Raw genomic sequence first — 24,983 nt, forward strand, 5'->3', positions numbered from 1 at the left:
GCTGATACTCCTTTTTCGCGAGCAAGCCCGCTCCCACATTGGTTTTTGTGTTCGGCTTAGGCTTTTGCGGCAGCCGCCAGAATCAGCGCCTTCATTTCCGAAACAGCCGACTTGAAGCCAACGAACAGCGCATGGGCCACCAGCGCGTGCCCGATGTTCAGCTCGTTGATGCCCTTGATCGCGGCCACGGCTTCAACGTTGTGATAGTGCAGGCCATGGCCGGCATTGACGATCAGGCCCTGGGCCAGGCCGAAGGCCACGCCATCGGCCACACGCTTGAGCTCTTCAGCGACTTCGGCCGGTGTTTCGGCATCGGCATAACGCCCGGTGTGCAGTTCGATGGCTGGCGCGCCAACACGGCGGGAGGCTTCGATCTGGCGCTCATCGGCATCGATGAACAGCGACACTTCGCAGCCGATCTTCGACAGGCGTTCGACCGCCGCCTTGATCCGCGCTTCCTGCCCCGCTACGTCCAGGCCGCCTTCGGTGGTCAGCTCCTGACGGGTTTCCGGTACCAGGCAAATGTGTGCCGGGCGGATGCGTTCGGCGAACTGCATCATTTCTTCGGTGACGCCCATTTCGAAGTTCATGCGGGTTTGCAGCACGTCCTTGAGCAGCAACACGTCGCGCTCCTGAATGTGCCGACGGTCTTCGCGCAGGTGCACGGTGATGCCGTCAGCGCCCGCCTCTTCCGCGTCCAGTGCCGCCTTGACCGGGTCCGGATAACGGGTGCCCCGGGCCTGACGCAGGGTGGCAACGTGGTCGATGTTCACGCCAAGAAGAATACGGGTGCTGGTGGTCACGGAAGCGCTCCAGAAGAAGAGAAAGTTCGGTGCACAGCATACGGTGTGATCAGGGCTTGCGAAACAGCTCGCGACTGACAAGTGGACGGCCGCCCAAGTGAACGGCCAATGCCTGGCGCATCAGGCGCTTGGCGGCAGACAAAGCGCCGGGGGCGGACCAGTCGGCTTCGGCCATGGCCAGCAGTTCGGCGCCATTGAACAGGCCCGGTTGCAACAGGTAGACACGCTCCAGTCCCGCATCCACTTGCAGACGGTAGAGACCGTCCGGCGCGATGGGCTGATCATGAATATCAACTGTCAGGGAAAAACCGTAGCCGAGGTCATCGAGCAAGCGCCACTCGAAGGAGCGTAGCAAGGGCTCCAGTGGACGACCTTCGGCCAGGGCCAACAAAGTGGCGGCGTAATGATCGAACACCGAGGGGAACGGATCTTCAGCGGGCAACAGGCGAATCAGCAGCTCATTGAGATAAAGCCCACTGAACAAAGCCTCGCCATTGAGCCAGGTAGAAATGCCGGCACTTTCCATGCGCCCGACATTCTTCAACTCTCCCCTGCCCCGAAACTCCACTTCCAGTGGCACGAACGGCCGCGCCAGCGTCCCGGCCTTGCCCCGTGCACTGCGCAACACCGCCCGCAGCCGGCCTTGCGGCGTGAGGAAATCCACCAGGGCGCTGTTTTCGCGGTAGGCGCGGGAGTGCAGGACGTAGGCGGGTTGGCCGATGGGAGGGGTTTGGGACATGGGCTTCTCGCCGAGGTAACTGGGCGCTCAAAAACGACTGTAGGAGCGAGCCTGCTCGCGATGGAATTGAAAGCGCCGCGTTCATTCAGAAAGCCAGCATTATCGTTATCGACCATCGCGAGCAAGCTCGCTCCTACAGGGGGGCTGCTGTGTCTTACAGGTCGCCGTAGCCCAACGAACGCAATGCACGCTCGTCATCGGACCAGCCGCCCTTAACCTTGACCCAGAGGTTGAGCATGATCTTGGAGTCGAACAGCAGCTCCATGTCCTTGCGCGCCTCGGTGCCGATGCGCTTGATGCGCTCGCCCTTGTCGCCAATGATGATTTTCTTCTGGCCATCGCGTTCGACGAGGATCAAGGCATGGATGTGCAGGGTTTTGCCCTGCTGCTTGAACTCTTCGATTTCCACGGTGATCTGGTACGGCAGCTCGGCGCCCATCTGGCGCATGATTTTCTCGCGCACCAGCTCGGCGGCGAGGAAACGGCTGCTGCGGTCGGTGATCTGGTCTTCCGGGAAGAAGTGATCGTTCTCCGGCAGGTGCTCGGCAATCACGCGCTCCAGCGCATCGAGGTTATGCCCGTGCTGCGCCGAAATCGGGATGATCTGCGCGTTCGGCAGCTGTTCCTGCAACCAGGACAGGTGCGGCATCAGCTCGGCCTTGTCCTCGATGCGGTCGGTCTTGTTCAGCGCCACGATCAGCGGGCCGGTCACGTACTGGACGCGCTCGAGCACCATCTGGTCTTCGTCGGTCCACTTGGTGCGGTCGACCACGAAGATCACCACGTCGACGTCTTTCAACGCCGCCGAAGCGGTCTTGTTCATGTAGCGGTTCAGGGCCTTTTCGCCCCCCTTGTGCATACCGGGGGTGTCGACGTAGATCGCCTGCACATCGCCCTCGGTCTTGATACCGAGCATGTTGTGGCGGGTGGTTTGCGGTTTGCGCGAGGTGATCGCCAGCTTCTGACCCAGGATGTGGTTCAGCAACGTGGACTTGCCCACGTTCGGACGGCCGACGATGGCAACATAGCCACAGCGAGTTGCGTTTGTATCAGTCATTGCCATTCTCCACACCCAGGGCAATCAGCGCTGCGGCGGCCGCTACCTGTTCGGCAATACGACGGCTCACACCCTGACCTCGGCTTTTTTCATTCAGTAAGATGATTTCGCATTCGACGAAGAACGTCCGGCAATGCGGCTCACCCTGGATATCCACCACTTCGTAACGCGGCAGCTCACAACCACGGGACTGCAGGAACTCTTGCAGGCGGGTCTTTGGATCCTTGTTGGTGTCGACCAGCGTCAGGCCTTCGAACTCTCCGGCCAGCCAGGCGAGCACACGCTCACGGGCCACTTCCATGCCAGCATCGAGGTAGATCGCACCGATCAGCGCTTCCAGGGCATCGGCCAGAATCGACTCGCGACGAAAGCCGCCGCTTTTCAATTCGCCCGACCCCAGGCGCAGGTATTCGCCTAGATCGAAACCACGGGCCAGCACGGCCAGGGTCTCACCTTTCACCAAGCGCGCGCGCAAACGCGACAACTGGCCTTCGCGGGCCAGCGGAAAGCGCTCGAACAGCGCCTCGCCGGCGACGAAGTTGAGGATGGCGTCACCGAGGAATTCCAGGCGTTCGTTATTGCGCCCGGCAAAACTGCGGTGAGTCAGGGCCAGGACCATCAGTTCCTGATCCTTGAAGGTGTAGCCGAGCTGACGCTCTAGACGGCTTAAGGAGACGCTCACGGTTTACCCACGCTGAGTTCGTGGTTCGATTGCACTGCCATCGCCGTGAGGCGGCGCAGGCTTGGGACAATTAACGCTGTGTTCAAAAATAACGTCCTGAATATCATTGGCTTCATGCTTTCTGTCGGTTCCAGAAATGCATTCGGCGCTGTGTTCAACAGCGCCGTGTTTGATTACTTGATCAGGCCAACCCGCGAGAAATTCGGCAGGTGACTGAGTTTGGGTTCCGGCCAGCTCATCCAGACCGCGAAGGCCTTGCCGACGATATTCTTGTCGGGAACCATGCCCAGCAGATCCTTGGGAATGTTTGGATCATCCCAGTAGCGACTGTCGTTCGAGTTGTCGCGGTTGTCGCCCATCATGAAATAGTGCCCGGCCGGCACGGTCCACGAATGGTCCGGCATGGCGCGGTAGCGACTCATTTCCTTGCGGATCATGTGCTCGGCCGCACCGAGTTTTTCCTTGTACAGCTCAGCACTACCCAGCGTGCCCGGCTCGGAGCCGACCAATTGCTCGGCAATCGATTGGCCGTTGACGAACAGACGCTTGTCGGCGGTGTAACGAACCGTGTCGCCCGGCAAACCAACCACACGCTTGATGTAGTTGACGTTCGGATCGCTCGGGTAACGGAACACCATGACATCGCCGCGCTGCGGATCACCGACTTCGATGACTTTCTTGTCGATCACCGGCAAGCGGATCCCGTAGGAAAACTTGCTCACCAGAATGAAGTCGCCGACATCCAGGGTGGGCTTCATCGAGCCGGAAGGAATCTGGAACGGTTCCACCAGGAACGAACGCAGCACCAGCACGATGAACAACACCGGGAAGAACGACTTGCCGTATTCAACCAGCAGCGGCTCCTTGTTCAGCTTCTCGACCACGACCATGTCAGGCTGGCTGACGCTGCCCTGATAGGAGGCGATAGCGGCACGCCGGCGCGGGGCCAGGATCAACAGATCGAGCAACGCCAACAGGCCGCAGACAAATACGGCGATGACCAGCAACAGCGGGAAATTTAGTGACATAGGACCTAACTATCCAACCTGAGCACTGCAAGGAAGGCTTCCTGTGGAATTTCCACGTTGCCGACTTGCTTCATGCGTTTCTTACCGGCCTTTTGCTTTTCCAGCAGCTTTTTCTTACGGCTGACGTCACCGCCGTAGCATTTGGCCAATACGTTCTTTCTGAGCGCCTTGACGGTTGTCCGCGCCACAATCTGCCCGCCAATGGCGGCCTGGATTGCCACGTCGAACATCTGCCGCGGAATCAGATCCTTCATCTTCTCGGTCAACTGGCGACCTTTGTAGTGCGAATTGTCACGGTGCACGATCAGCGCCAGCGCGTCGACCTTGTCACCGTTGATCAGCACGTCCAGTTTCACCAGGCTGGCCGATTGGTAACGATCGAAATGGTAGTCCAGAGAAGCATAGCCGCGACTGGTGGATTTCAGGCGGTCGAAGAAGTCCAGAACCACTTCGTTCATCGGCAGGTCGTAGGTCACTTGTACCTGGGAGCCGAGGAATAGCATGTCGACCTGTACGCCACGTTTTTCGATGCACAGGGTAATGACGTTACCCAGGTGCTCTTGCGGCACAAGAATATTGGCGCGCACGATCGGCTCGCGCATGTCTTCGATGGCGGACAGGTCCGGCAGCTTGGACGGGTTATCGACGTAGATCGTCTCGCCGGTCTTGAGCAGCAGCTCGAAGATTACCGTCGGCGCCGTGGTGATCAGGTCCAGGTTGTATTCGCGCTCGAGACGCTCCTGGATGATTTCCATGTGCAGCATGCCGAGGAAGCCGCAACGGAAGCCGAAGCCCAGGGCGTCGGAGCTTTCCGGTGTGTATTGCAGCGACGAATCGTTGAGGGTGAGCTTTTGCAGCGCCTCGCGGAAGTCTTCGAAGTCGTCGGAGCTGACCGGGAACAGGCCGGCGTAGACCTGTGGCTGGATGCGCTTGAACCCTGGCAGCACGTCGACGTCCGGCGTCGAGCTCAAGGTCAGGGTGTCGCCCACTGGCGCACCGTGAATGTCCTTGATGCTGGCGATGATGAAGCCCACTTCACCGGCCTTCAGGTCGGCGGTAGGGGTGTGTTTCGGGTTGAATACGCCGACGCTGTCCACCAGGTGGATCTTGCCGGTGGACTTGACCAGGATCTTGTCACCCTTCTTCACGCGGCCGTGGCGAACGCGAACCAGGGAGACAACGCCCAGGTAGTTGTCGAACCAGGAGTCGATGATCAACGCTTGCAGCGGATCTTCGATGTTGCCGGTCGGCGCCGGAATGGTGGTCACCAGGCGTTCGAGCACTTCGTCGACGCCCAGGCCGGTCTTGGCAGAGCAAGTGACCGCGTCGGTGGCATCGATGCCGATGATTTTTTCGATTTCTTCCTTGACGCGCTCCGGATCGGCCTGCGGCAGGTCGATCTTGTTCAGCACCGGCATCACTTCCAGGCCCTGTTCGATTGCCGTGTAGCAGTTGGCAACCGACTGCGCTTCAACACCTTGACCGGCATCGACCACCAGCAGCGCGCCTTCACAGGCAGCCAGCGAACGGCTGACTTCGTAGGTGAAGTCAACGTGGCCGGGGGTGTCAATGAAGTTCAGCTGGTAGTTGATACCATCTTTGGCTTTGTAATACAGAGTAACGCTGTGCGCCTTGATGGTGATCCCGCGTTCACGCTCGAGGTCCATGGAGTCCAGGACCTGGGCTTCCATTTCGCGCTCGGCCAGGCCGCCACACATCTGGATGAAGCGATCGGCCAGCGTCGACTTGCCATGGTCAATGTGGGCGATGATGGAGAAATTGCGGATATGACTCAAATCACTCACGGATCAACACTCAAAAAGGCTGCAGGCATAGCCCGCCGAAAAATAGCCGGGAATTGTACCTGATCCACGGCGCAAGCGTCACGTTCGCAGGTCAGACGGCACCTACAAAAACGCCCCGGTCTTGCGACAAGGGCGTTTTTTATCGTCAAAGCGGCCGGGAAACGCCCGCCATCAACCTGCCCGACGCATCAGCCAGAGCCCCGCTACGGCACAAACACCTGCTGGCACCAGCACCGAAAGCAACGGCGGGAAGCCGAACACCTGGCTCGAAGGCCCGAGCAGGTCCTGAACGATGCGGAAGGTGAAGCCCACCAGCACGCCGGTGAACACACGCTGCCCCAGGGTTACCGAACGCAGCGGGCCAAAGATGAAGGAAATCGCCATCAACACCAGGGCGGCAGTCACCAGCGGCTGCAACACCTTGACCCAAAATGCCAGCCAATAGCGGCTGTTGTTCAGCCCCTGATCCGCCAGGTAGTGGATGTAGCCCCACAGACCGCTGATCGACAATGACTCTGGCACCATGACCACCGTGTTCAGCAATTGCGGACTCAAGGCGATGGCCCAACGCTCGACCGGGGTCGACACCACCTCAGTGCTGCGCTCGTGGAACAGCGTGGTCGTGACGTCCGTCAACTGCCAGTGATCCGTGTCGAACTCGGCACGCTTGGCGAAGCTCGCCGACAGCATGTGCCGTTCGTTATCGAAACGGTAGCGGGTCACGCCGTACAGGACACCGTTGGGCTGCACCGAGTTGACGTGAATGAACTCGTCGCCCTGGCGGTGCCACAGGCCATGCTTGGCACTTTGCGCATCGCCACTGCCCTGGGCCAGCGAGCGATTGGCTTGCGCGGCGGTTTCGGCTGGTGGTGCGATGTATTCCCCGACCAGCAGGCCAGCCAGCATCAATACCAGCATCGGCTTCATGACCGCCCAGACAATCCGGCCGATCGACACACCGGCGGCGCGCATGATGGTCAGCTCACTGTTGCTGGCCAGGCTGCCCAGGCCGATCAGGCACCCGATCAGCGCAGCCATCGGCAGCATTTCGTACATCCGGCGCGGCGCAGTCAGCGTCACATAACTCAGAACGTCGACCAGCGTGTAGGTATCGGTGACTTCACTCATCTCGTCGATGAAGGCAAACAGTGTCGCCAGACCGAGAATGATCCCGAGTACCGCCAAAATCGCAATCAGCACACTGCTACCAATGTAGCGATCCAGCTTAACCACGGGCCACCTCCAGTGCACTGCGGCGACTTGCCCGCTTCAAACGCCAGGGTTCCCAATAGAGCAAGCCCAGGCCAATGGCCAGGAAAATCCCGTGCACCCACCACAAGCCCAGCGCCGCAGGGATCTTGCCCTTGTCGAGGGCACCACGGGCGGCGATCAGAATGGTCAGGTAAGCCATATAGAGAAGAATCGCCGGCAGTAATTTGAGGAATCGGCCCTGACGCGGGTTGACCCGCGACAGCGGCACCGCCATCAAGGTTACGACAAACACCAGCAACGGCAGCGATATGCGCCATTGCAGCTCGGCGCGCAGGCGAATGTCATCGCTGCCGATCAAGGTGCTGGTCGGCATCGCATCGCGGTCGGTGACTTCGTCGCTGACGTCGGGTTTTGGCAGCAACACACCGTACTCGTCGTACTTGATCGCCCGGTAGTCGGCCTGGCCCGGACTACCGTCATAGCGATAGCCGTTATCCAGGATCAGATAGCGGTTGCCGTCCGGACGAATCTCCTGACGCCCCTTTTCCGCCACCAGGACAGAAATGCCGCGATCCTTGTTGTTGGAACTGATGTTCTTTTGCGAGATGAACACACCGCCCAGGTTGACGCGATCATCCGACATGCGTTCGGTGTAGGTGACCCGGGTACCGTCACGCAGGGCCTGGAAGCGCCCTGGCTCCAGGGTATCGAATTCGGTCAGGGCATCCTGCTTGTTGAGCAGCAACTGAAACTGGTTGGCCCCTTGCGGCGCCAGGCTCAGGCTCAACCACGCGACGATGAGCGCGACCAGGGTGGCTGGAAACAGGGTCATCCAGACCAGCCGTTGCTGGCTCATGCCGGTGGCGGAAAGTACGGTCATCTCGCTTTCGAGGTACAGGCGACCGTAGGACAACAGGATCCCGAGAAACAGCCCCAGCGGCAGGATCAGCTGGAGGAAGCCCGGCAGGCGAAAGCCCATGATCAGGAACAGCGAGCCCGGATCCAGCAGGCCCGAAGCCGCCTGGGCGAGGTATTTGATGAAGCGACCGCTCATGATGATGACCAGCAGCACGGCACTGACGGCGCTCAAGGTCAACAGGACTTCGCGGGATAGATAACGGAAGACAATCAAACCAGACACTCCAGGGTTGTCAGGCTAAGGCGGCCAAACAAGCAAACGTATCGGCCAGCCCGCAAGGCAGGGCCGCCGAAAAAGATGGCGCATTATCCTGTGATTGGGTGCGCCTGTCACTGCGCAATGCATGGAAACGCCTGTAGGAGCGAGCTCGCTCGCGATGGTCGTCAACGATAACGCGGGGAGCCTGAACCCCCGCGGCGGTCTCAGGTTCTTCGCGAGCAAGCTCGCTCCTACAATCGTACAACCGAGGGTTGTCAGCCGCCGCCGGCGAGGTTCAAACTGCGGCCTTTGTCGCCGGTCGATCCTGGCGCCTTTCTATTTATAGGCAATCGACGCACATAAGGTGTCGGGCGCATGCGTGATAACCATCAATTCAGGGACCCGGACATGGAACTGGTTGTAAAAAGCGTTAACCCGGAAACGTTGAAGACCGCCACGCTGGTGGTTTCCGTTGGCGAAGGCCGCAAGCTCGGTGCCGTTGCCAGACAACTCGACGAATTGAGCGGCGGCGCGATCAGCGCAGTGCTCAAGCGTGGCGATCTGGCCGGCAAGGTCGGCCAGAGCCTGTTGCTGCACAGCCTGCCGAACCTCAAGGCTGAACGCGTGCTGCTGGTGGGCGTTGGCAAGGACGACGAGCTGGGCGACCGCCCGTTCCGCAAAATCATCGCCGGCATCCTCAACACGTTGAAAGGTCTGGGCGGCAGCGAAGCGGTACTGGCCCTGGATGAACTGGTCGTCAAAGGCCGCGACAGCTATGGCAAGACCCGCCTGCTGGCCGAGACCCTGGTGGACGGCGAGTACAGCTTCGATCAGTTCAAGAGCCAGAAAGCCGAACCCCGCGCCCTGAAGAAAATCACCCTGCTGACCATCAAGGCCGCTCAGGCTGAAGTGCAGCGCGCCGTGACCCACGCCACCGCCATCGCCAACGGCATGGCCTTCACCCGCAACCTGGGCAACCTGCCGCCAAACATCTGCCACCCGACCTTCCTCGGTGAACAGGCCAAAGACCTGGGCAAAGAATTCAAGGACCTGAAAGTCGAAGTCCTCGACGAGAAGAAGATCAAGGCCCTGGGCATGGGCTCGTTCTACGCCGTAGGCCAGGGCAGCGCCCAGCCACCGCGCCTGATCGTCATGCAATACAACGGCGGCAAGAAATCCGAGAAGCCGTATGCGCTGGTCGGCAAAGGCATCACCTTCGACACCGGCGGCATCAGCCTCAAGCCGGGCGCCGGCATGGATGAAATGAAATACGACATGGGCGGCGCCGCCAGCGTGTTCGGGACCCTGCGTGCCGTGCTGGAACTGAAGCTGCCGATCAACCTGGTGTGCATCCTGGCCTGCGCCGAGAACATGCCGAGCGGCAACGCTTCGCGCCCGGGCGACATCGTCACCACCATGAGCGGCCAGACCGTGGAAATCCTCAACACCGACGCCGAAGGCCGTCTGGTGCTGTGCGACGCCCTGACCTACTCCGAGCGTTTCAAGCCGCAAGCGGTCATCGACATCGCGACCCTGACCGGCGCCTGCGTGGTCGCCCTGGGTGCCCACACGTCGGGCCTGCTGGGCAACAACGACGAACTGATCGGCCAACTGCTGAGCGCCGGCAAGGCGGCCGACGACCGCGCCTGGCAGCTGCCGCTGTTCGATGAGTACCAGGAGCAACTGGACAGCCCGTTCGCCGACATCGCCAACATCGGCGGCCCGAAAGCCGGCACCATCACTGCGGCCTGCTTCCTGTCGCGCTTCACCAAGAACCTGAACTGGGCACACCTGGACATCGCCGGTACTGCCTGGACCAGCGGCGGCAAGGACAAGGGCGCCACTGGCCGTCCGGTTCCACTGCTGACCCAATACCTGCTGGATCGCGCCAAGGCCTGAAACCTATGATCCCGGGCGGCGTTGCTTGCAAGTGACGCCGCCCCGGCTCAGGAACCGCAATGACCAAAGTCGACTTCTATATTCTGCCCAGCGCCGATCCTTCGGCACGCCTGGATTTCGCCTGCAAGCTCACCGAAAAAGCCTGGCGCATGGGTCACCGTGTCTACCTGCATTGCAGCGACGCGGCCCAGCGTGACGATCTCGACGCACGCCTCTGGACGTTCAAGGGTGAAAGCTTCGTGCCCCACGGCCCCGCCGAAAGCGAACCGGATGGCTTGATTGTCCTGGGCCTGGGTAATGATTGCGGTCAGCACCAGGATTTGCTGGTCAACCTTGACCTGAAAGTCCCGGCCTTCGCCCAGCGTTTCGCCCGCGTGGCGGAAGTGGTGGTGGAAGACCCGACGATTCGCCAGGCCGCGCGGGAGAGTTTCCGTTTCTACCGCGAACAGGGCTATCCTCTGCAAGATCACCGTTTACAGCGACTCTGAGCCTTCCAATGGACACTCCAAAACCGCTGCAACAGTCCGCGCACCTGCTGGATGACCTCGAGTCGATCCGCCAGTTGCTCGGCGATGACAACCTGCAACCGCCCCTGCTGACCGACACGGTCGAGGATGGCGACCAGGAACAGATTCCCATGTTGTTCGACGCCGTGAGCGAGCCTTCGCCGCCCGTGGTATCGACAGCCCCTGCCCCCAGCGTTGAACCTGCCCGCGCGACAGCGCCTGTCGCCGACAGGAACCCGGATGACTTGCTGCACCTGGACAGCGAACTGCGCGCCGCCGCACAGTTGATCATGCAAGACGTGATCGACGATTTCGCCCCGCACATCGAGACCGAGATCAAACGCCGCCTCAGTGCACGGCTGGAGCGATTGTTGAGCCAGTACAACGACTGAGAAGCCGGTTTGCCGTTTCTTTTTATGTAGGAGCGAGCTCGCTCGCGATGGTCACGAAGACGCCGCGTTTAACCGGCAACCCGCGTTATCGTTAACGACCATCGCGAGTGAGCTCGCTCCTACAAAGAGCAACAGACACTTCAAGTGCTCAAGTAGCGCCCGATCAACGCGATCCCGCTGGCCAGCACCAGCCACGTCACCAGCCGCACAAAGGCCTCGCGGGACAAGCGCATGGTCAGCCGTCGACCGATCCACAGCCCCAGTGCCATGGCCGGCAACAGGCAAACCGCCAGCACCAGCAACGGCAGATCGGCATACACACCGGCGATTGCAAACAGGCTCAAACGCACCACCGTGCTGCAACTGATCAAGGCACTCTGGGTGGCCCGGGCCGCCTCCTTGGGCAATCGGCTGTTCAGGTAGATCGCATAGAGAAAGCCGCCGCTGCCAAACAAGGCGCCAAACATTCCGCCCACCGTCCCCATTGGCAACGCCCACAGCGCGGACAACTGCGTCGGCCGGGCTTTGACCCACAGGCTGTAGATCGCATAGGCGCTGATGAACAGCCCCATCAACAGCAGCAACAGGTCGGACTTGAGGTTCAGCAGGAAAATCACCCCCAGCGTGCACCCCACCGCCATGCAGGGCAGCAATCGCAGCAGTTCCGGCTTCGCCACATCGCGCCGCGACGGCAGCAGATTGCCGAATGCCGCGACAAAATCGAGCAGCACCAGCAACGGCACGATCTTCGACAGCGGCATGAACAGAATCAGAATCGGCCCCGCCACCAGCGCGGTGCCGAAACCTGCTATGCCAAACACGATGTAGGCCAGGGCGATGCCCGCACCGATTACCAGCCAGTCCAGCGAGCCGAAGGGCCATTGGTTCAACAGTTCAAGCACACCCATTTCCTTCCTTCCCTGAATACACCCTCCCCCCGTGGGAGCGAGCCTGCTCGCGAATGCTGAACATCAGTCGATGCAGGTGCTGAATGTTAAACCGTATTCGCGAGCAGGCTCGCTCCCACAATGGAATTACCTTTAAACTGCGCCCCATGATTAAAGATCCCTTTGCAAGACTCGGCCTGGACCGCGAAGTCCTGACCGTCAGCCAGCTCAACGGCCGTGCGCGGGTGTTGCTCGAAGACGTGTTCAGCAACATCTGGGTCGAAGGCGAAATCTCCAACCTCGCCCGCCCGGCCTCCGGTCATGTGTACTTCACCCTCAAGGACAGCGGTGCCCAGGTCCGTTGCGCGCTGTTCCGGCAGAACGCGGCACGGGTTCGCCAGGCGCTGAAGGACGGGCTCGCGGTCAAGGTGCGCGGCAAAGTCTCGCTGTTCGAAGGGCGCGGTGACTATCAACTGATCCTCGACACGGTGGAGCCGGCCGGTGATGGCGCCTTGCGCCTGGCCTTCGATGCCTTGAAGGAAAAGCTCAGCGCCGAAGGCCTGTTCAGTGCCGAGCGCAAGGTCCCGCTGCCGGCGCACCCACAACGCATCGGCATCATCAGTTCGCCCACCGGGGCGGTGATCCGCGACATCATCAGCGTGTTCCGCCGTCGCGCGCCCCAGGTGCAGTTGACGCTGATTCCCACCGCCGTACAGGGTCGCGAAGCCACCGCGCAGATTGTCCGTGCCCTGAAACTGGCGGATGCCCGCGGCTTCGACGCACTGATCCTCGCCCGCGGCGGAGGCTCACTGGAAGATCTCTGGTGCTTCAACGAAGAAGCCGTGGCCCGCGCCGTGGATGCCTGCGTGACGCCGATCGTCAGCGCCGTCGGCCATGAAACCGACGTGTCGATCAGCGATTTTGTGGCCGACGTTCGCGCGCCCACCCCTTCCGCTGCCGCCGAGTTGCTGGCTCCGGACTCCAGCGATCTGGTACGCCGGGTCGAAAGCCTGCACCGACGGCTGGTGATGCGCATGCGGGACCGCTTGATGCGCGATCGGCTGCGCCTTGAAGGCATTTCCCGACGCCTGCGCCATCCCGGCGAGCGCCTGCGCCAGCAAGCGCAACGCCTGGATGACCTGGACATGCGCATGCGTCGCGCGTTCGAGCGCAGCCTCAACACCCGTCGCGAACGCTTGATCCGCCTGGAAACCCGTTTGGCCGCACAACATCCGGGCCGGCAACTGGCACTGCTGCGCCAGCGTCTCGACAGCCTGGCCGAACGCCTGCCGCGTGCCATCCGCGAAGGGCTGAAGAACCGTCGCCTGCAACTGCAAAGCCAGATGCAGACCCTGCATGTGGTCAGCCCGCTGGCGACCCTCGGCCGTGGTTACAGCATTTTGCTGGACGAGCGCGGCAACGCGATCCGTAGCGCCGCACAAACCCATACCGGCCAGCGCCTGAAGGCCAAACTGGGCGAAGGCGAACTGCAAGTGCGGGTCGAAGACAATCACCTGACGCCTGTCACCCTTTCTTTACTGGATTGATCCATGCCGCGTTTCCTGGCTCCACTCCTGTTGCTGTGCCTGACCTTCAACGCCCACGCCGACAGCTACATCACCCGCCTGCTGAACAAACCGGTGCCGGGCGGCGTTGCGGTGGTGGACCTGGGCACGTCTGCCCAGGTGCCAACAGCCACTTACCAAGGCAAACCCGTCCTGGTCGTGAAAGAACAGAACAACTGGCTGGCCATCGTCGGTGTGCCGCTGACGGTCAAGCCGGGCGCTCAATCGATCAGCAGCGGCGGTCGCAATCTGGGTTTCACGGTTGGCAACAAGAAATACCCGGAACAGCGCATCACCCTGAAGAACACCCAGCAGGTCAACCCAGACCCGGAAAACCTCAAGCGTATCGAGCGTGAACTGGCCGAGCAGATTGCCGCTTACCGCACGTTCAGCCCCATTACCCCGAGTAACCTGCTGCTGGACAAACCGGTGAACGGACCGTTGTCGAGCAAATTCGGCGTACGTCGCTTTTTCAACGGCGAAGAACGCAATCCCCACGCGGGCCTGGACTTCGCCGTGCCGGCCGGCACACCGATCAAGACCCCGGCAGCCGGCAAGGTGATCCTGATCGGCAACTATTTCTTCAACGGCAACACGGTGTTCGTCGACCACGGCCAGGGCTTCATCAGCATGTTCTGCCACATGTCGAAAATCGACGTGAAGGTGGGGCAGCAACTGGCGCGTGGTGGCGTGGTCGGTAAGGTCGGCGCGACTGGCCGCGCGACTGGACCCCATATGCACTGGAATGTCAGCCTGAACGATGCACGGGTGGATCCCGCCATCTTCATCGGTGCGTTTCAACCTTGAATCCTCGCCGAGGCTGATGGCCTCTTCGCGGGCAAGCCCGCTCCCACAGGTACAGCGCAATCCCTGTGGGAGCGGGCTTGCCCGCGAAGACGGCATTCCAGTCACCAGAAGAATCCAGGATTGTCCCCAACCTCGCCCTCCTGAGATCTCGCTTCCTTCAATTGCGCACCGCTCAAACCTCGCGCAAACAACAAAACAATCACTGCCAATCACAGCAATAAAATCTCGATAAACACTCGCCCACGAGTATTCCTCTCAATTTTTTTCGACTGCTTGCCAACCTTCCCCCCCGCGGTTAGGGTTGAAGGCATGAAAACCTCTCACACCCTCATTCAGCTCCGCCAGCACCGCAGCCTGTGCCTCGTCAGCGCACGACTGCCGGGCTGAATCGTGGTGCCTCGTCCCAAGCGTTACGCCAAGAACTTTTTGATCCACCGGCAGGCCGCCTTTTTTCGGCCCACACAATAAGGATTTCCTGATGAGCATGCTCAAAGACCCGTCTTCGAAATACCGCGCGTTCCCGACCATCGACATTCCGGATCGCACCTGGCCATCGAAAACCATCACCGCCGCACCGATCTGGTGCAGTTCCGACCTGCGCGACGGCAACCAGTCGCTGATCGAACCGATGGACGCTGTCAAGAAGCTGCGCTTCTGGAAAACCCTGGTGCAGGTCGGCGTGAAGGAAATCGAAGCGTCGTTCCCTGCCGCCTCGCAAACCGACTTCGACTTCGTACGCACCCTGATCGAAGGTGGCCACATCCCGGACGACACCACCATCCAGGTGCTGACCCAGGGCCGTGAAGACCTGATCGCGCGCACCTTCGAATCCCTGCGTGGGGCGAAGAAGGCCATCGTTCACCTGTACAACGCGACCTCCCCTTCCTTCCGCCGCATTGTCTTCAACCAGGACAAGGACGGGATCAAGGAAATCGCCGTGAGTGCGGCCAAGCTGTTCGTCAAATACGCCGCCCAGCAACCGGAAACCGAGTGGACCTTCGAGTACTCGCCGGAAACCTTCAGCGCCACCGAGCTTGAGTTCGCCAAGGAAGTCTGCGACGCGGTGATCGAAGTCTGGAACCCGACGCCCGAGCACAAGATGATCCTCAACCTGCCGGCCACGGTGGAATGCGCGACCCCGAACATCTATGCCGACCAGATCGAATGGTTCGGCCGTCACATCAACCGTCGTGACAGCGTGATCATCAGCCTGCATACCCACAACGACCGTGGCACCGGCGTTGCCGCCACCGAGCTGGGCCTGATGGCCGGTGCCGACCGTGTCGAAGGCTGCCTGTTCGGTAACGGCGAGCGTACCGGTAACGTCGACCTGGTCACCGTGGCCCTGAACATGTATACCCAGGGCCTTGACCCTCAACTGGACTTCTCCGACATCGACGGCGTGCGCAAGGTCGTCGAAGAGTGCAACCAGATCCAGGTGCACCCGCGCCACCCGTACGTCGGCGACCTGGTCCACACCGCGTTCTCCGGCTCGCACCAGGATGCGATCCGCAAGGGCTTCGCCCAGCAGAAATCCGATGCACTTTGGGAAGTGCCTTACCTGCCAATCGACCCGGCCGACATCGGCCGCAGCTACGAGGCGGTCATCCGCGTCAACAGCCAGTCGGGCAAGGGTGGTATCGCCTACCTGCTGGAACAGGAATACGGCATCAGCCTGCCGCGTCGCATGCAGATCGAGTTCAGCCAGGTCGTGCAGCGTGAAACCGACCGCCTGGGCCTGGAAATGACCGCCCAGCAGATCCACGCCTTGCTGCACAGCGAGTACTTGCAGGCCAACACCCCGTACGCGCTGGTCAGCCATCGCCTGCAGGAAGAAAACGGCCACAGCTCCGTTGAAGTGGAAGTGGCCAGCAAAGGCCAGGGCGAGACCAACCTGCACTGGCGCGGCAAGGGCAACGGCGCCCTGGAAGCGCTGGTGGCCGGCCTGCCGGTACCGGTGGAAATCATGGACTACAACGAGCACGCCATCGGCGCGGGCACCAATGCCAAGGCTGCGGCCTACATTGAACTGCGTGTGAACGGCGAACGCGCGGTACATGGCGTCGGCATCGACGAAAACATCACCACCGCCAGCTTCAAGGCCCTGTTCAGCGCACTGAACCGTTCGCTGAGCCAGCCGGAAGCGAAAGCGGCGTAAGCCACCGCTGCAATGCAAAAGGCCCCTAGGTGTGAACCTCGGGGCCTTTTTGTTTGCCTGCAATTTTTGCGTTGCCGGTCCCGGCCTCTTCGCGGGCAAGCCCGCTCCCACAAGGATCGTCAGTGAACGAAAAGCTCGTGTTCGACGCGAGCCCTGTGGGAGCGGGCTTGCCCGCGAAAAGGCCCTGTCAGATGAAGATGATCTCAGGTGAACTCAAAGGTATCGGCATCCAGATTCGCCGGAAACCGCTGCCGATACGCGGCCAGCTCCGCCGCATCCAAAGTCACCTTGAACACCCCATCCGCCTCGCCAACACTGAGCAACGTCTCACCCTGGAAATCCAGCACCTGGCTGTCACCGGTGTAGGCAAAACCTTTGCCGTCGGTCCCGATACGGTTAACCGCCGCCACGTAGCACAGGTTCTCGATAGCCCGTGCCGGCAGCAGGCGATTCCAGTGCTGGCGCCGGGCGCCGGGCCAATTGGCGGTGTACAGCAGCAGGTCGGTGTCCTGGGCGTCACGGCTCCACACCGGGAAGCGCAAGTCGTAGCAAATCAGCGGCCGCACGCGCCAGCCCTTGAGCTCGAACTGCACCTGGCGCTCGCCGGGGGTGTAGTGGTTATGCTCACCGGCCATGCGGAACAGGTGACGCTTGTCGTAATGCAACACCTCGCCATCCGGGCGTGCCCACAGCAGGCGATTGCGATGACTGCCGTCGGCTGCCTGGATGATCACACTGCCGGTAATCACCGCATCAAGCTTTGCCGCCTGAGCCCGCAGCCATTTGCTGGTCGGTCCGTTTTCCGCTTCCGCGAGGGTCTCGGACTCCATGGAAAAACCGGTGGTGAACATCTCCGGCAGAATGATCAGGTCAGCGCCGCGAGCCTGTTCCAGCAATGGCTCGAAATGCTCCAGGTTGGCCTGGCGGTCGTGCCAGGCCAGGGACGTCTGGATCAGCGCCACGTTCAGATTGGGCAATGCACTCAGATCACGCATAGTTTTTCCGCCGCTTCACGCAGGGTCTCCTCACGCTTGGCAAAGCACAGTCGCACCAGGCGCTGGCCAACCGGTGGCGTCTGGTAGAACACCGAGATCGGGATACTGGCCACGCCATGCTCGCGAGTCATCCACAGGGCCATCTCGACGTCATTGAGGTCCGGGCGGATCTGCGAGTAATCGACCAACTGGAAATAGGTGCCGGTCACCCGGGTGAAGCTGAAACGCGACGGCGCCAGCAGATCGCAGAACAGGTCACGCTTGGCCTGATAGAAAGCCGGCAGCTCTTCGACGTGCTCGGGATGCTCGGCCATAAAATCGGCCAAGGCATATTGCAGCGGCGTCACACCACAGAAATTGACGTACTGGTGCACCTTGCGCAATTCCGCCGTCAGGGCCGGTGGCGCAACCACGTAGCCGGTTTTCCAGCCAGTGACGTGGTAAGTCTTGCCGAACGAACTGACCACGAATGCACGCTGATACAACTCTTCATGGGCCAGCACGCTGACATGGGGCACACCGTCGTACACCAGGTGTTCGTAGACTTCGTCGCTGATCACATAGATATCGCGATCGCGGATCAAGGCGGCCAACTGATCCAGTTCGGCACGACTGATCAATGCGCCACTGGGGTTGTGCGGGGAGTTGAGAATGATCATCCGCGTGCGCGGGCTCAGTGCCTGGGCAAGCTTCTCGAAGTCGATGCTGAAATCGTTCAGGACCAGTTGCACGTGCACGCAACGACCGCCGGCCAGCTCTACCGAGGGCTCGTAGCTGTCATAGGCCGGGTCAAACACGATGACTTCGTCACCGCTGTGGATAACCGCCTGGATGGCACAGAAAATCGCTTCGGTCGCGCCTGGGGTGACCGTTACTTCAGTATCCGCATCCACCTGCGTGCCATAGCTGCGGGCGATCTTCACCGCAATCTGCTGACGCAACACCGGCAGCCCGGTCATTGGCGAATACTGGTTATGGCCGTTGGCGATATGCCGGCCGACAGCATCGCACAGGGCCTGCGGGGCCGCGAAATCGGGAAAGCCCTGGGACAGATTGAGCGCGCCGGTCTGTGCCGCGAGCTGAGACATCTGGGTAAAGATAGTGATGCCGACATTCGGCAGCTTGCTGGTGATCATCGGTGGTTCCCTGCTCTACACCCGGCTCTACGGCGGCGCGGGGGAGTCCGAGGATAGCCCAAACCGCAGGCATGAAAAAGGGCGCTAACAGCGCCCTTTGTTCAACTCCGCCCCTGTGGGAGCGTGGCTTGCCCGCGATGAACGATAACGCGGTGCACCTGATACACCGCGGCGCTGCCATCGCGGGCAAGCCCGCTCCCACAGGAGCCGGGAAAGCCTTGAATCAGCGCTTGTCGCGACGCTTCTTGTCGGCCTTCTTGTGGTGCGACATCAAGCGACGCTTCTTGTTGACCTGACGGTCGGTGAGCGTGTTCTTGTTGCCTTCGTACGGGTTCTCGCCACCCTTGAACTCGATGCGGATCGGCGTACCGACCAGCTTCAGGACACGGCGATAGGTGTTTTCCAGGTAACGCACGTAGGACTTCGGCACCTTCTCGATCTGGTTGCCGTGGATCACGATGATCGGCGGGTTCGCGCCACCGAGGTGGGCATAACGCAGCTTGATCCGGCGGCTGTTGACCATCGGCGGCTGGTGCTCGCTGACCGCGTCTTCGAGGATCTGGGTCAGGCGGCTGGTCGGCCAACGGGTAACCGCAGACTTGAACGAGTTCTGTACCGACGCGTAGAGGTTGCCCACGCCAGTGCCGTGCAGGGCCGAGATGAAGTGGATATCGGCGTAGTCAACGAAGAACAGCCGGCGTTGCAGCTCGACCTTCACGAAGTCGCGCTCGCTCGGCGTCATGCCGTCCCACTTGTTGATCGCGATCACCAGCGCACGACCCGACTCAATGGCGAAGCCCAGCAGGTTGAGGTCGTGATCCACCACGCCTTCGCGGGCGTCCATCACGAAGATCACCACGTTGGCGTCTTTGATCGCCTGCAGGGTTTTGACCACGGAGAACTTTTCAACTTCTTCGTGGATCTTGCCGCGCTTGCGCACACCGGCGGTGTCGATCAGCGTGTACTTCTCGTCGTTACGCTCGAACGGGATGTAGATACTGTCGCGGGTGGTGCCGGGTTGGTCGTAGACGATTACCCGGTCTTCGCCGAGCATGCGGTTGACCAGCGTCGACTTGCCGACGTTCGGACGGCCGATGATGGCGATCTTGATGCCGTCTTTTTCGCTTGGGCCAGGAATGCGCTTGGCTTCCTCGCCTTCGGCGACGATCTCTTCCTCTTCGCCTTCCTGCGGCTCGTCGTCGTCACGCGGGAATTCACTCAGTGCCGCTTCCAGCAACTGGGTGATACCACGGCCGTGGGCGCCGGCGATCGGGATCGCATGGCCCATGCCCAACGGGGCGAATTCGGCGCGGGCCATTTCCGGGTCGATGTTGTCGACCTTGTTGGCTACCACGTGAGAACGCTTGTTACGCTTGCGCAAATGCTCGGCGATCATCTGGTCGGCGGCGGTAAAACCGGCCTTGGCATCTACCAGGAACAGAACGACATCCGCTTCTTCGATGGCCAGCAGCGACTGCTCGGCCATCTTTTCGTCCATACCATGCTCGTCACCGGAGATACCGCCGGTGTCGATCAGAATGTAGGAACGCCCTTGCCACTTGGCCTCACCGTACTGGCGATCACGGGTCAGACCGGACAAGTCGCCAACGATGGCGTCACGAGTCCTGGTCAGGCGGTTGAACAAGGTGGACTTGCCGACGTTCGGTCGGCCCACCAGGGCGATTACGGGAACCATGCGGCTCTCCACTTCGTTATTTCAGAAAATACAAAAGCCGCTGCGAGGCAGCGGCTGGTGCTCGGGGCAATCACCGTGTGTTTTTTTGTAGGAGCGAGCTTGCTCGCGAAAAACGCAAAGACACCGCGTTTATCCAGATTGCCAACGTAATCGTTGACGTCCATCGCGAGCAAGCTCGCTCCTACAGTCCTACAACCAGTGAAGCCGCTTGGGGTTAAAACCCAAGCATAGTCGTTACTTAATGGTCAGGGCTTCCAGTTTGCCGCTGTTGCCATACACATAAATCGTGTCACCCACCACCAGCGGACGGGCACGCAGGCCGTCGCTGTCGATGCGCTCGCGGCCGACGAAACGACCGTCCACCTGACTCAGCAGGTGCAGGTAACCTTCCAGGTCACCGACTGCAACGTAGCTGGAGAACACTTCCGGGGCCGACAGTTGACGACGGGCCAGCGAATCGTTGCTCCACAAGGCTGTGGTGGAACGCTCGTCGACGCCTTCAACGGTACCCGAGGACAGGCTCACATAAACGGTGCCGAAACCCTGGGCGACACCGGCGTAGCTGGAAGCATCACGCTGCCAGAGCTGACGGCCGCTTTGCAGGTCCAGGGCGGCAACGCGCCCCTGATAGCTGGCGACGTACAGCGTCTCGCCCGACAGCAGCAAGCCACCATCGATATCGACCACGCGCTCAAGCTCCGAACGACCTTGCGGGATCGCTACGCGCTGTTCCCACACCGGTACGCCGTTGGAGATATTCACGGCAACCACTTTACCGGTCGACAGGCCAGCCACCGCGAGGCGGTTGGTCACGATCGGCGCACTGGTACCACGCAGGGTCAGTACCGCAGGGGTGCTGTCATAGATCCAGCGACGGTTGCCGGTGGCAGCATCCAGGCCGATCAGACGATCGTCCTGAGTCTGCACCACCACAACGTCACCGTTGTTGGCTGGCGGCGCCAGTACTTCGCTGGACACGCGAGCGCGCCACTTTTCTTCACCATTGATGGCGTCCAGGGCAACGATTTCGCCCTTGAGCGTACCGATGGTGACCAGGCCGTAACCTACGCCAACGGCGCCGGAGACCGGCAGCTCAAGGTCTTTCTTCCATTTGACGTCGCCTGTGTGGCGGTCCATCGCCATCAACACGCCAGTAACGTCGGCGGCATAGATGGTATCGCCATCGATGGCCGGAACCAGCATGTTGTAGGTTTCGCCCTGACCGTCACCGATCGAGCGACTCCATTGCTTGTGCAGAACCACTTCTTCCTTGAAGTCGACCAGTTCGGCCGGAGGCAGTTCTTTTTTGCTGTTGCTGCTGCAACCCGCGGCCATCAAGGCCAGAGCCAGCAATGCTGCATGTTTCCAACGAATCACGTCACGCATCCCCTTTGGCCAGGTCGTCCAGCTTGATTTGCAGGCCACCGACCGCCGCTTCATCCGACAGTGCCGCCTTGGCTTTTTGATACGCCGCGCTCGCCTCGTCGGTACGACCCAACTGCACCAGCAGGTCGCCCTTGAGCTCTTCACGAGTGGCCAGGAATGCCTTGTCGGCATCGCCTTCAAGCAATTTCAGTGCTTCGTCGGCCTTGTTCTGCGCACCAAGCACCTGGGCCAGACGCTGGCGGGCGATTTCGCCCAGCGCCGGGTTGGCCGGTTTGTCGACGATGGCTTTCAGCTCGCTGGCCGCGTCGTCCAGCTTGCCGCTGTCGACTGCCACTTTGGCGACGAACAGGCTGCCGTACTGCGCGTAGGCGCTACCGCCGTACTCGCTGTTGAGCTTGCCGGCCAGGTCCGAAACACGGGCCGCATCAGGCTTGCCGTCAGGCGTCAGCGTGGTTTCGAGCAATTGCTGATAGAGAATCGAGGCGCCTTGCGACTGATTGCTCTGATACTTGTGGAAGGCCTGCCAGCCGAACACGATGACCAGCGCCAACAGGCCGCCAGTAACCAGGGGCTTACCGTTGCGAGACCACCATTCCTTCAATTCCGCCACATGTTCGTCTTCGGTACTCGACACCCCAATACTCCTTAATCGCTAATTCGGCTGTTTAGACAGCTTCAACCCTGCACGACGCAGGTGGCCAGGTGCGCTGCAAGCGCATCCCAGGCAATGCTTTGTTGTTCGCCCTGGCCACGCAGGGGTTTGAAACCTACCACTTGCTGGGCCATTTCGTCGTCACCAAGGATCAGCGCATACAGCGCGCCGCTCTTGTCGGCTTTCTTGAACTGGCTTTTGAAACTGCCGGCGCCGGCATTCACTTGCAGGCGCAGGTTGGGCAACTGGTCACGCACGCGCTCCGCCAGGGTCAGGCCGGCGAGTTCGGCGGCTTCACCGAAGGCGCAGAGGTAGACGTCGACCTGACGGGAGATCTCTTGCGGGATTTGCTCCAGGGTTTCCAGCAACAGCACCAGGCGCTCGATGCCCATGGCAAAACCAACGCCGGCGGTCGGCTTGCCGCCCATCTGCTCCACCAGGCCGTCGTAACGGCCGCCAGCGCAGACGGTGCCCTGGGCGCCGAGTTTGTCGGTGACCCATTCGAAAACGGTCTTGCTGTAGTAATCCAGCCCGCGAACCAGCTTCGGGTTGATCACGTAAGGAATGCCGGCGGCGTCCAGGCGAGCCTTGAGGCCCTCGAAATGCACGCGGGATTCTTCGTCGAGGTAGTCGGCCATTTTCGGCGCGTCGACCAATACCGCCTGGGTATCGGCGTTCTTGGTATCAAGAACCCGCAGCGGGTTGGTTTTCAGGCGACGCTGGCTGTCTTCGTCGAGTTTGTCCATGTGCGCCGAGAGGTACTCGACCAGCGCTTCACGATAACGGCCACGGGATTCGCTGGTACCCAGGCTGTTGAGCTCGAGTTTTACCGCATCGCGGATGCCCAGTTCGCCCCACAGGCGCCAGGTCAGCACGATCAGTTCGGCGTCGATGTCCGGACCGTCGAGGTTGAACACCTCCACGCCGATCTGGTGGAACTGGCGATAACGACCTTTTTGCGGACGCTCGTGGCGGAACATCGGGCCGATGTACCAGAGTTTCTGCACCTGGCCACCGCCGGTAATGCCGTGCTCCAGCACCGCGCGCACACAGGCCGCCGTGCCTTCAGGACGCAGGGTCAGGGAGTCGCCGTTTCGGTCGTCGAAGGTGTACATCTCTTTTTCGACGATGTCGGTCACTTCACCGATGGAACGCTTGAACAGTTCGGTGAACTCGACGATCGGCATGCGGATCTGCTTGTAACCGTAGTTATCCAGCAGGCGCGAAACGGTGCCTTCGAAATGACGCCAAAGGGGAGTCTGTTCGGGCAGGATGTCGTTCATGCCACGAATGGCTTGCAGAGACTTGCTCACATTAAATCCTTAAATTCGTTCGGCTCTTCAGTCGGACTCAGCCACGCGCAATGACGGCAGCGTCGGCTTCGACCTTTTCGGCCGCTTTCTGGCGGATCAAGCGTTCAAGCTCATCCACCAGATTGTCATTCGTCAGTTTCTGCGACGGCTTGCCGTCGATGTAAATCAGGTTCGGCGTGCCGCCGGTCAAGCCGATATGGGCTTCCTTGGCTTCACCCGGGCCGTTGACCACGCAACCGATCACCGCGACATCCAGCGGCACCAGCAAATCTTCGAGGCGCCCTTCCAGCTCGTTCATGGTCTTGACCACATCGAAGTTCTGCCGCGAGCAGCTCGGGCAGGCGATGAAGTTGATGCCACGGGAACGCAGGTGCAGGGACTTGAGAATGTCGTAGCCGACTTTCACTTCCTCGACCGGGTCGGCCGCCAACGAGATGCGGATAGTATCGCCAATCCCTTCGGCGAGCAGCATACCGAGGCCCACGGCGGATTTCACCGTGCCTGAACGCAAACCACCGGCTTCAGTGATGCCCAGGTGCAGCGGCTGGACGATTTCCTTGGCCAGCAGGCGATACGCCTCGACGGCCATGAACACGTCGGAAGCTTTCACGCTGACCTTGAAATCCTGGAAGTTCAGGCGTTCGAGGTGCTCGACGTGACGCAAGGCCGACTCGACCAGCGCCGCCGGAGTCGGCTCGCCGTATTTCTTCTGCAGGTCCTTTTCCAGGGAACCGGCGTTCACGCCGATACGGATCGGGATCCCGCGGTCACGGGCGGCATCGACCACTGCGCGCACGCGGTCTTCGCGGCCGATGTTGCCCGGGTTGATCCGCAGGCAGTCAACGCCCAGTTCGGCTACACGCAAAGCGATCCGGTAGTCGAAGTGGATGTCGGCAACCAGGGGCACCTTGACCAGCTGCTTGATCTTGCCGAAGGCTTCGGCGGCGTCCATGTCCGGTACGGAGACCCGCACGATATCGACACCGGCTGCTTCAAGGCGGTTGATTTGCGCGACAGTGGCCGCGACATCATTGGTGTCGCTGTTGGTCATGCTCTGCACAGCGATAGGCGCATCGCCGCCAACAGGCACGTTACCGACCCAGATCTTGCGGGATTCGCGACGTTTGATTGGAGATTCGCCGTGCATG

Annotated in this window: 22 protein-coding genes; 6 read left to right on the forward strand and 16 right to left on the reverse strand. The window is 60.9% G+C overall.

What is annotated here, in order from left to right:
* Positions 1 to 56: 56 nt before the first annotated feature.
* The 8 genes from pdxJ to lptF form a co-directional block, all read right to left on the reverse strand.
* The gene (gene pdxJ / locus ACLD1X_RS03130) at positions 57 to 803 is read right to left on the reverse strand and encodes a pyridoxine 5'-phosphate synthase (RefSeq protein WP_429366078.1); all 747 of its coding nucleotides are present in this window, start codon (positions 801 to 803) and stop codon (positions 57 to 59) included.
* Positions 804 to 852: 49 nt separating this feature from the next.
* Entirely contained in the window at positions 853 to 1,542 is a 690-nt protein-coding gene (gene recO / locus ACLD1X_RS03135) for a DNA repair protein RecO (RefSeq protein ID WP_429366079.1), read from the reverse strand.
* A gap of 154 nt (positions 1,543 to 1,696) precedes the next feature.
* A complete protein-coding gene (era, locus tag ACLD1X_RS03140) occupies positions 1,697 to 2,599 on the reverse strand; it encodes a GTPase Era (protein WP_093214366.1) in 903 nt (300 codons plus the stop codon).
* On the reverse strand, positions 2,592 to 3,281 hold the full coding sequence (gene rnc, locus ACLD1X_RS03145) for a ribonuclease III (RefSeq protein WP_007973960.1): 690 nt from the start codon (positions 3,279 to 3,281) through the stop codon (positions 2,592 to 2,594). Before rnc ends, era begins: the two co-directional genes overlap by 8 nt.
* Before the next feature lie 173 nt (positions 3,282 to 3,454).
* A complete protein-coding gene (gene lepB, locus ACLD1X_RS03150; RefSeq protein WP_008053222.1) occupies positions 3,455 to 4,309 on the reverse strand; it encodes a signal peptidase I in 855 nt (284 codons plus the stop codon).
* 5 nt (positions 4,310 to 4,314) lie between these two features.
* Entirely contained in the window at positions 4,315 to 6,114 is a 1,800-nt protein-coding gene (lepA, locus tag ACLD1X_RS03155) for a translation elongation factor 4 (RefSeq protein WP_008020289.1), read from the reverse strand.
* 171 nt (positions 6,115 to 6,285) lie between these two features.
* The gene (lptG, locus tag ACLD1X_RS03160; RefSeq protein WP_429366080.1) at positions 6,286 to 7,347 is read right to left on the reverse strand and encodes an LPS export ABC transporter permease LptG; all 1,062 of its coding nucleotides are present in this window, start codon (positions 7,345 to 7,347) and stop codon (positions 6,286 to 6,288) included.
* Complete coding sequence (lptF, locus tag ACLD1X_RS03165; protein ID WP_429366081.1) at positions 7,340 to 8,458, reverse strand: LPS export ABC transporter permease LptF; 1,119 nt, start codon at positions 8,456 to 8,458, stop codon at positions 7,340 to 7,342. The genes lptG and lptF overlap by 8 nt, the downstream gene beginning before the upstream one ends.
* 393 nt (positions 8,459 to 8,851) lie before the next feature.
* On the opposite strand from lptF, the gene ACLD1X_RS03170 reads away from it, so the two are divergent.
* Genes ACLD1X_RS03170 through ACLD1X_RS03180 form a run of 3 tightly spaced genes read left to right on the forward strand, consistent with a single transcriptional unit; the run spans position 8,852 to position 11,240 of the window.
* Positions 8,852 to 10,342 (forward strand): leucyl aminopeptidase, encoded by a 1,491-nt coding sequence (locus ACLD1X_RS03170; RefSeq protein WP_429366208.1) that lies wholly within the window; start codon positions 8,852 to 8,854, stop codon positions 10,340 to 10,342.
* Positions 10,343 to 10,401: 59 nt separating this feature from the next.
* Positions 10,402 to 10,830 (forward strand): DNA polymerase III subunit chi, encoded by a 429-nt coding sequence (locus tag ACLD1X_RS03175; RefSeq protein ID WP_429366082.1) that lies wholly within the window; start codon positions 10,402 to 10,404, stop codon positions 10,828 to 10,830.
* An 8-nt stretch (positions 10,831 to 10,838) separates the two neighbouring features.
* The gene (locus tag ACLD1X_RS03180; RefSeq protein WP_429366083.1) at positions 10,839 to 11,240 is read left to right on the forward strand and encodes a DNA polymerase III subunit chi; all 402 of its coding nucleotides are present in this window, start codon (positions 10,839 to 10,841) and stop codon (positions 11,238 to 11,240) included.
* Positions 11,241 to 11,380: 140 nt separating this feature from the next.
* Here ACLD1X_RS03180 and ACLD1X_RS03185 read toward each other — a convergent pair whose 3' ends face one another.
* Entirely contained in the window at positions 11,381 to 12,148 is a 768-nt protein-coding gene (locus ACLD1X_RS03185) for a sulfite exporter TauE/SafE family protein (RefSeq protein WP_429366084.1), read from the reverse strand.
* A 146-nt stretch (positions 12,149 to 12,294) separates the two neighbouring features.
* On the opposite strand from ACLD1X_RS03185, the gene xseA reads away from it, so the two are divergent.
* The 3 genes from xseA (at position 12,295) to leuA (ending at position 16,657) form a co-directional block, all read left to right on the forward strand.
* Positions 12,295 to 13,674, forward strand: a complete 1,380-nt coding sequence (gene xseA, locus ACLD1X_RS03190; RefSeq protein ID WP_429366085.1) for an exodeoxyribonuclease VII large subunit — start codon at positions 12,295 to 12,297, stop codon at positions 13,672 to 13,674.
* 3 nt (positions 13,675 to 13,677) lie between these two features.
* Entirely contained in the window at positions 13,678 to 14,499 is an 822-nt protein-coding gene (locus ACLD1X_RS03195) for a peptidoglycan DD-metalloendopeptidase family protein (RefSeq protein ID WP_429366086.1), read from the forward strand.
* A 478-nt stretch (positions 14,500 to 14,977) separates the two neighbouring features.
* Positions 14,978 to 16,657 (forward strand): 2-isopropylmalate synthase, encoded by a 1,680-nt coding sequence (leuA, locus tag ACLD1X_RS03200; protein ID WP_429366087.1) that lies wholly within the window; start codon positions 14,978 to 14,980, stop codon positions 16,655 to 16,657.
* 203 nt (positions 16,658 to 16,860) lie between these two features.
* Here the strand turns inward: leuA and ACLD1X_RS03205 are convergent, their stop codons facing one another.
* The 7 genes from ACLD1X_RS03205 to ispG all read right to left on the reverse strand — a co-directional run bounded on the left by ACLD1X_RS03205 (position 16,861) and on the right by ispG (position 24,982).
* Entirely contained in the window at positions 16,861 to 17,652 is a 792-nt protein-coding gene (locus tag ACLD1X_RS03205) for an amidohydrolase (RefSeq protein ID WP_429366088.1), read from the reverse strand.
* Positions 17,640 to 18,788, reverse strand: coding sequence for a pyridoxal phosphate-dependent aminotransferase (locus ACLD1X_RS03210; protein WP_429366089.1), 1,149 nt, complete (start codon positions 18,786 to 18,788; stop codon positions 17,640 to 17,642). Before ACLD1X_RS03210 ends, ACLD1X_RS03205 begins: the two co-directional genes overlap by 13 nt.
* A gap of 223 nt (positions 18,789 to 19,011) precedes the next feature.
* Entirely contained in the window at positions 19,012 to 20,484 is a 1,473-nt protein-coding gene (der, locus tag ACLD1X_RS03215; protein WP_413420826.1) for a ribosome biogenesis GTPase Der, read from the reverse strand.
* 234 nt (positions 20,485 to 20,718) lie between these two features.
* Entirely contained in the window at positions 20,719 to 21,870 is a 1,152-nt protein-coding gene (gene bamB / locus ACLD1X_RS03220) for an outer membrane protein assembly factor BamB (protein ID WP_429366090.1), read from the reverse strand.
* A complete protein-coding gene (locus ACLD1X_RS03225) occupies positions 21,863 to 22,504 on the reverse strand; it encodes a YfgM family protein (protein ID WP_429366091.1) in 642 nt (213 codons plus the stop codon). Before ACLD1X_RS03225 ends, bamB begins: the two co-directional genes overlap by 8 nt.
* Positions 22,505 to 22,545: 41 nt before the next feature.
* The gene (gene hisS, locus ACLD1X_RS03230; RefSeq protein WP_413420832.1) at positions 22,546 to 23,835 is read right to left on the reverse strand and encodes a histidine--tRNA ligase; all 1,290 of its coding nucleotides are present in this window, start codon (positions 23,833 to 23,835) and stop codon (positions 22,546 to 22,548) included.
* 37 nt (positions 23,836 to 23,872) lie between these two features.
* Positions 23,873 to 24,982, reverse strand: a complete 1,110-nt coding sequence (gene ispG, locus ACLD1X_RS03235; RefSeq protein WP_003185136.1) for a flavodoxin-dependent (E)-4-hydroxy-3-methylbut-2-enyl-diphosphate synthase — start codon at positions 24,980 to 24,982, stop codon at positions 23,873 to 23,875.
* Position 24,983 lies beyond the last annotated feature (1 nt).

Origin of the sequence: Pseudomonas sp. 18173, assembly GCF_050432945.1 — a bacterium.
Classification (GTDB): Bacteria; Pseudomonadota; Gammaproteobacteria; order Pseudomonadales; family Pseudomonadaceae; genus Aquipseudomonas.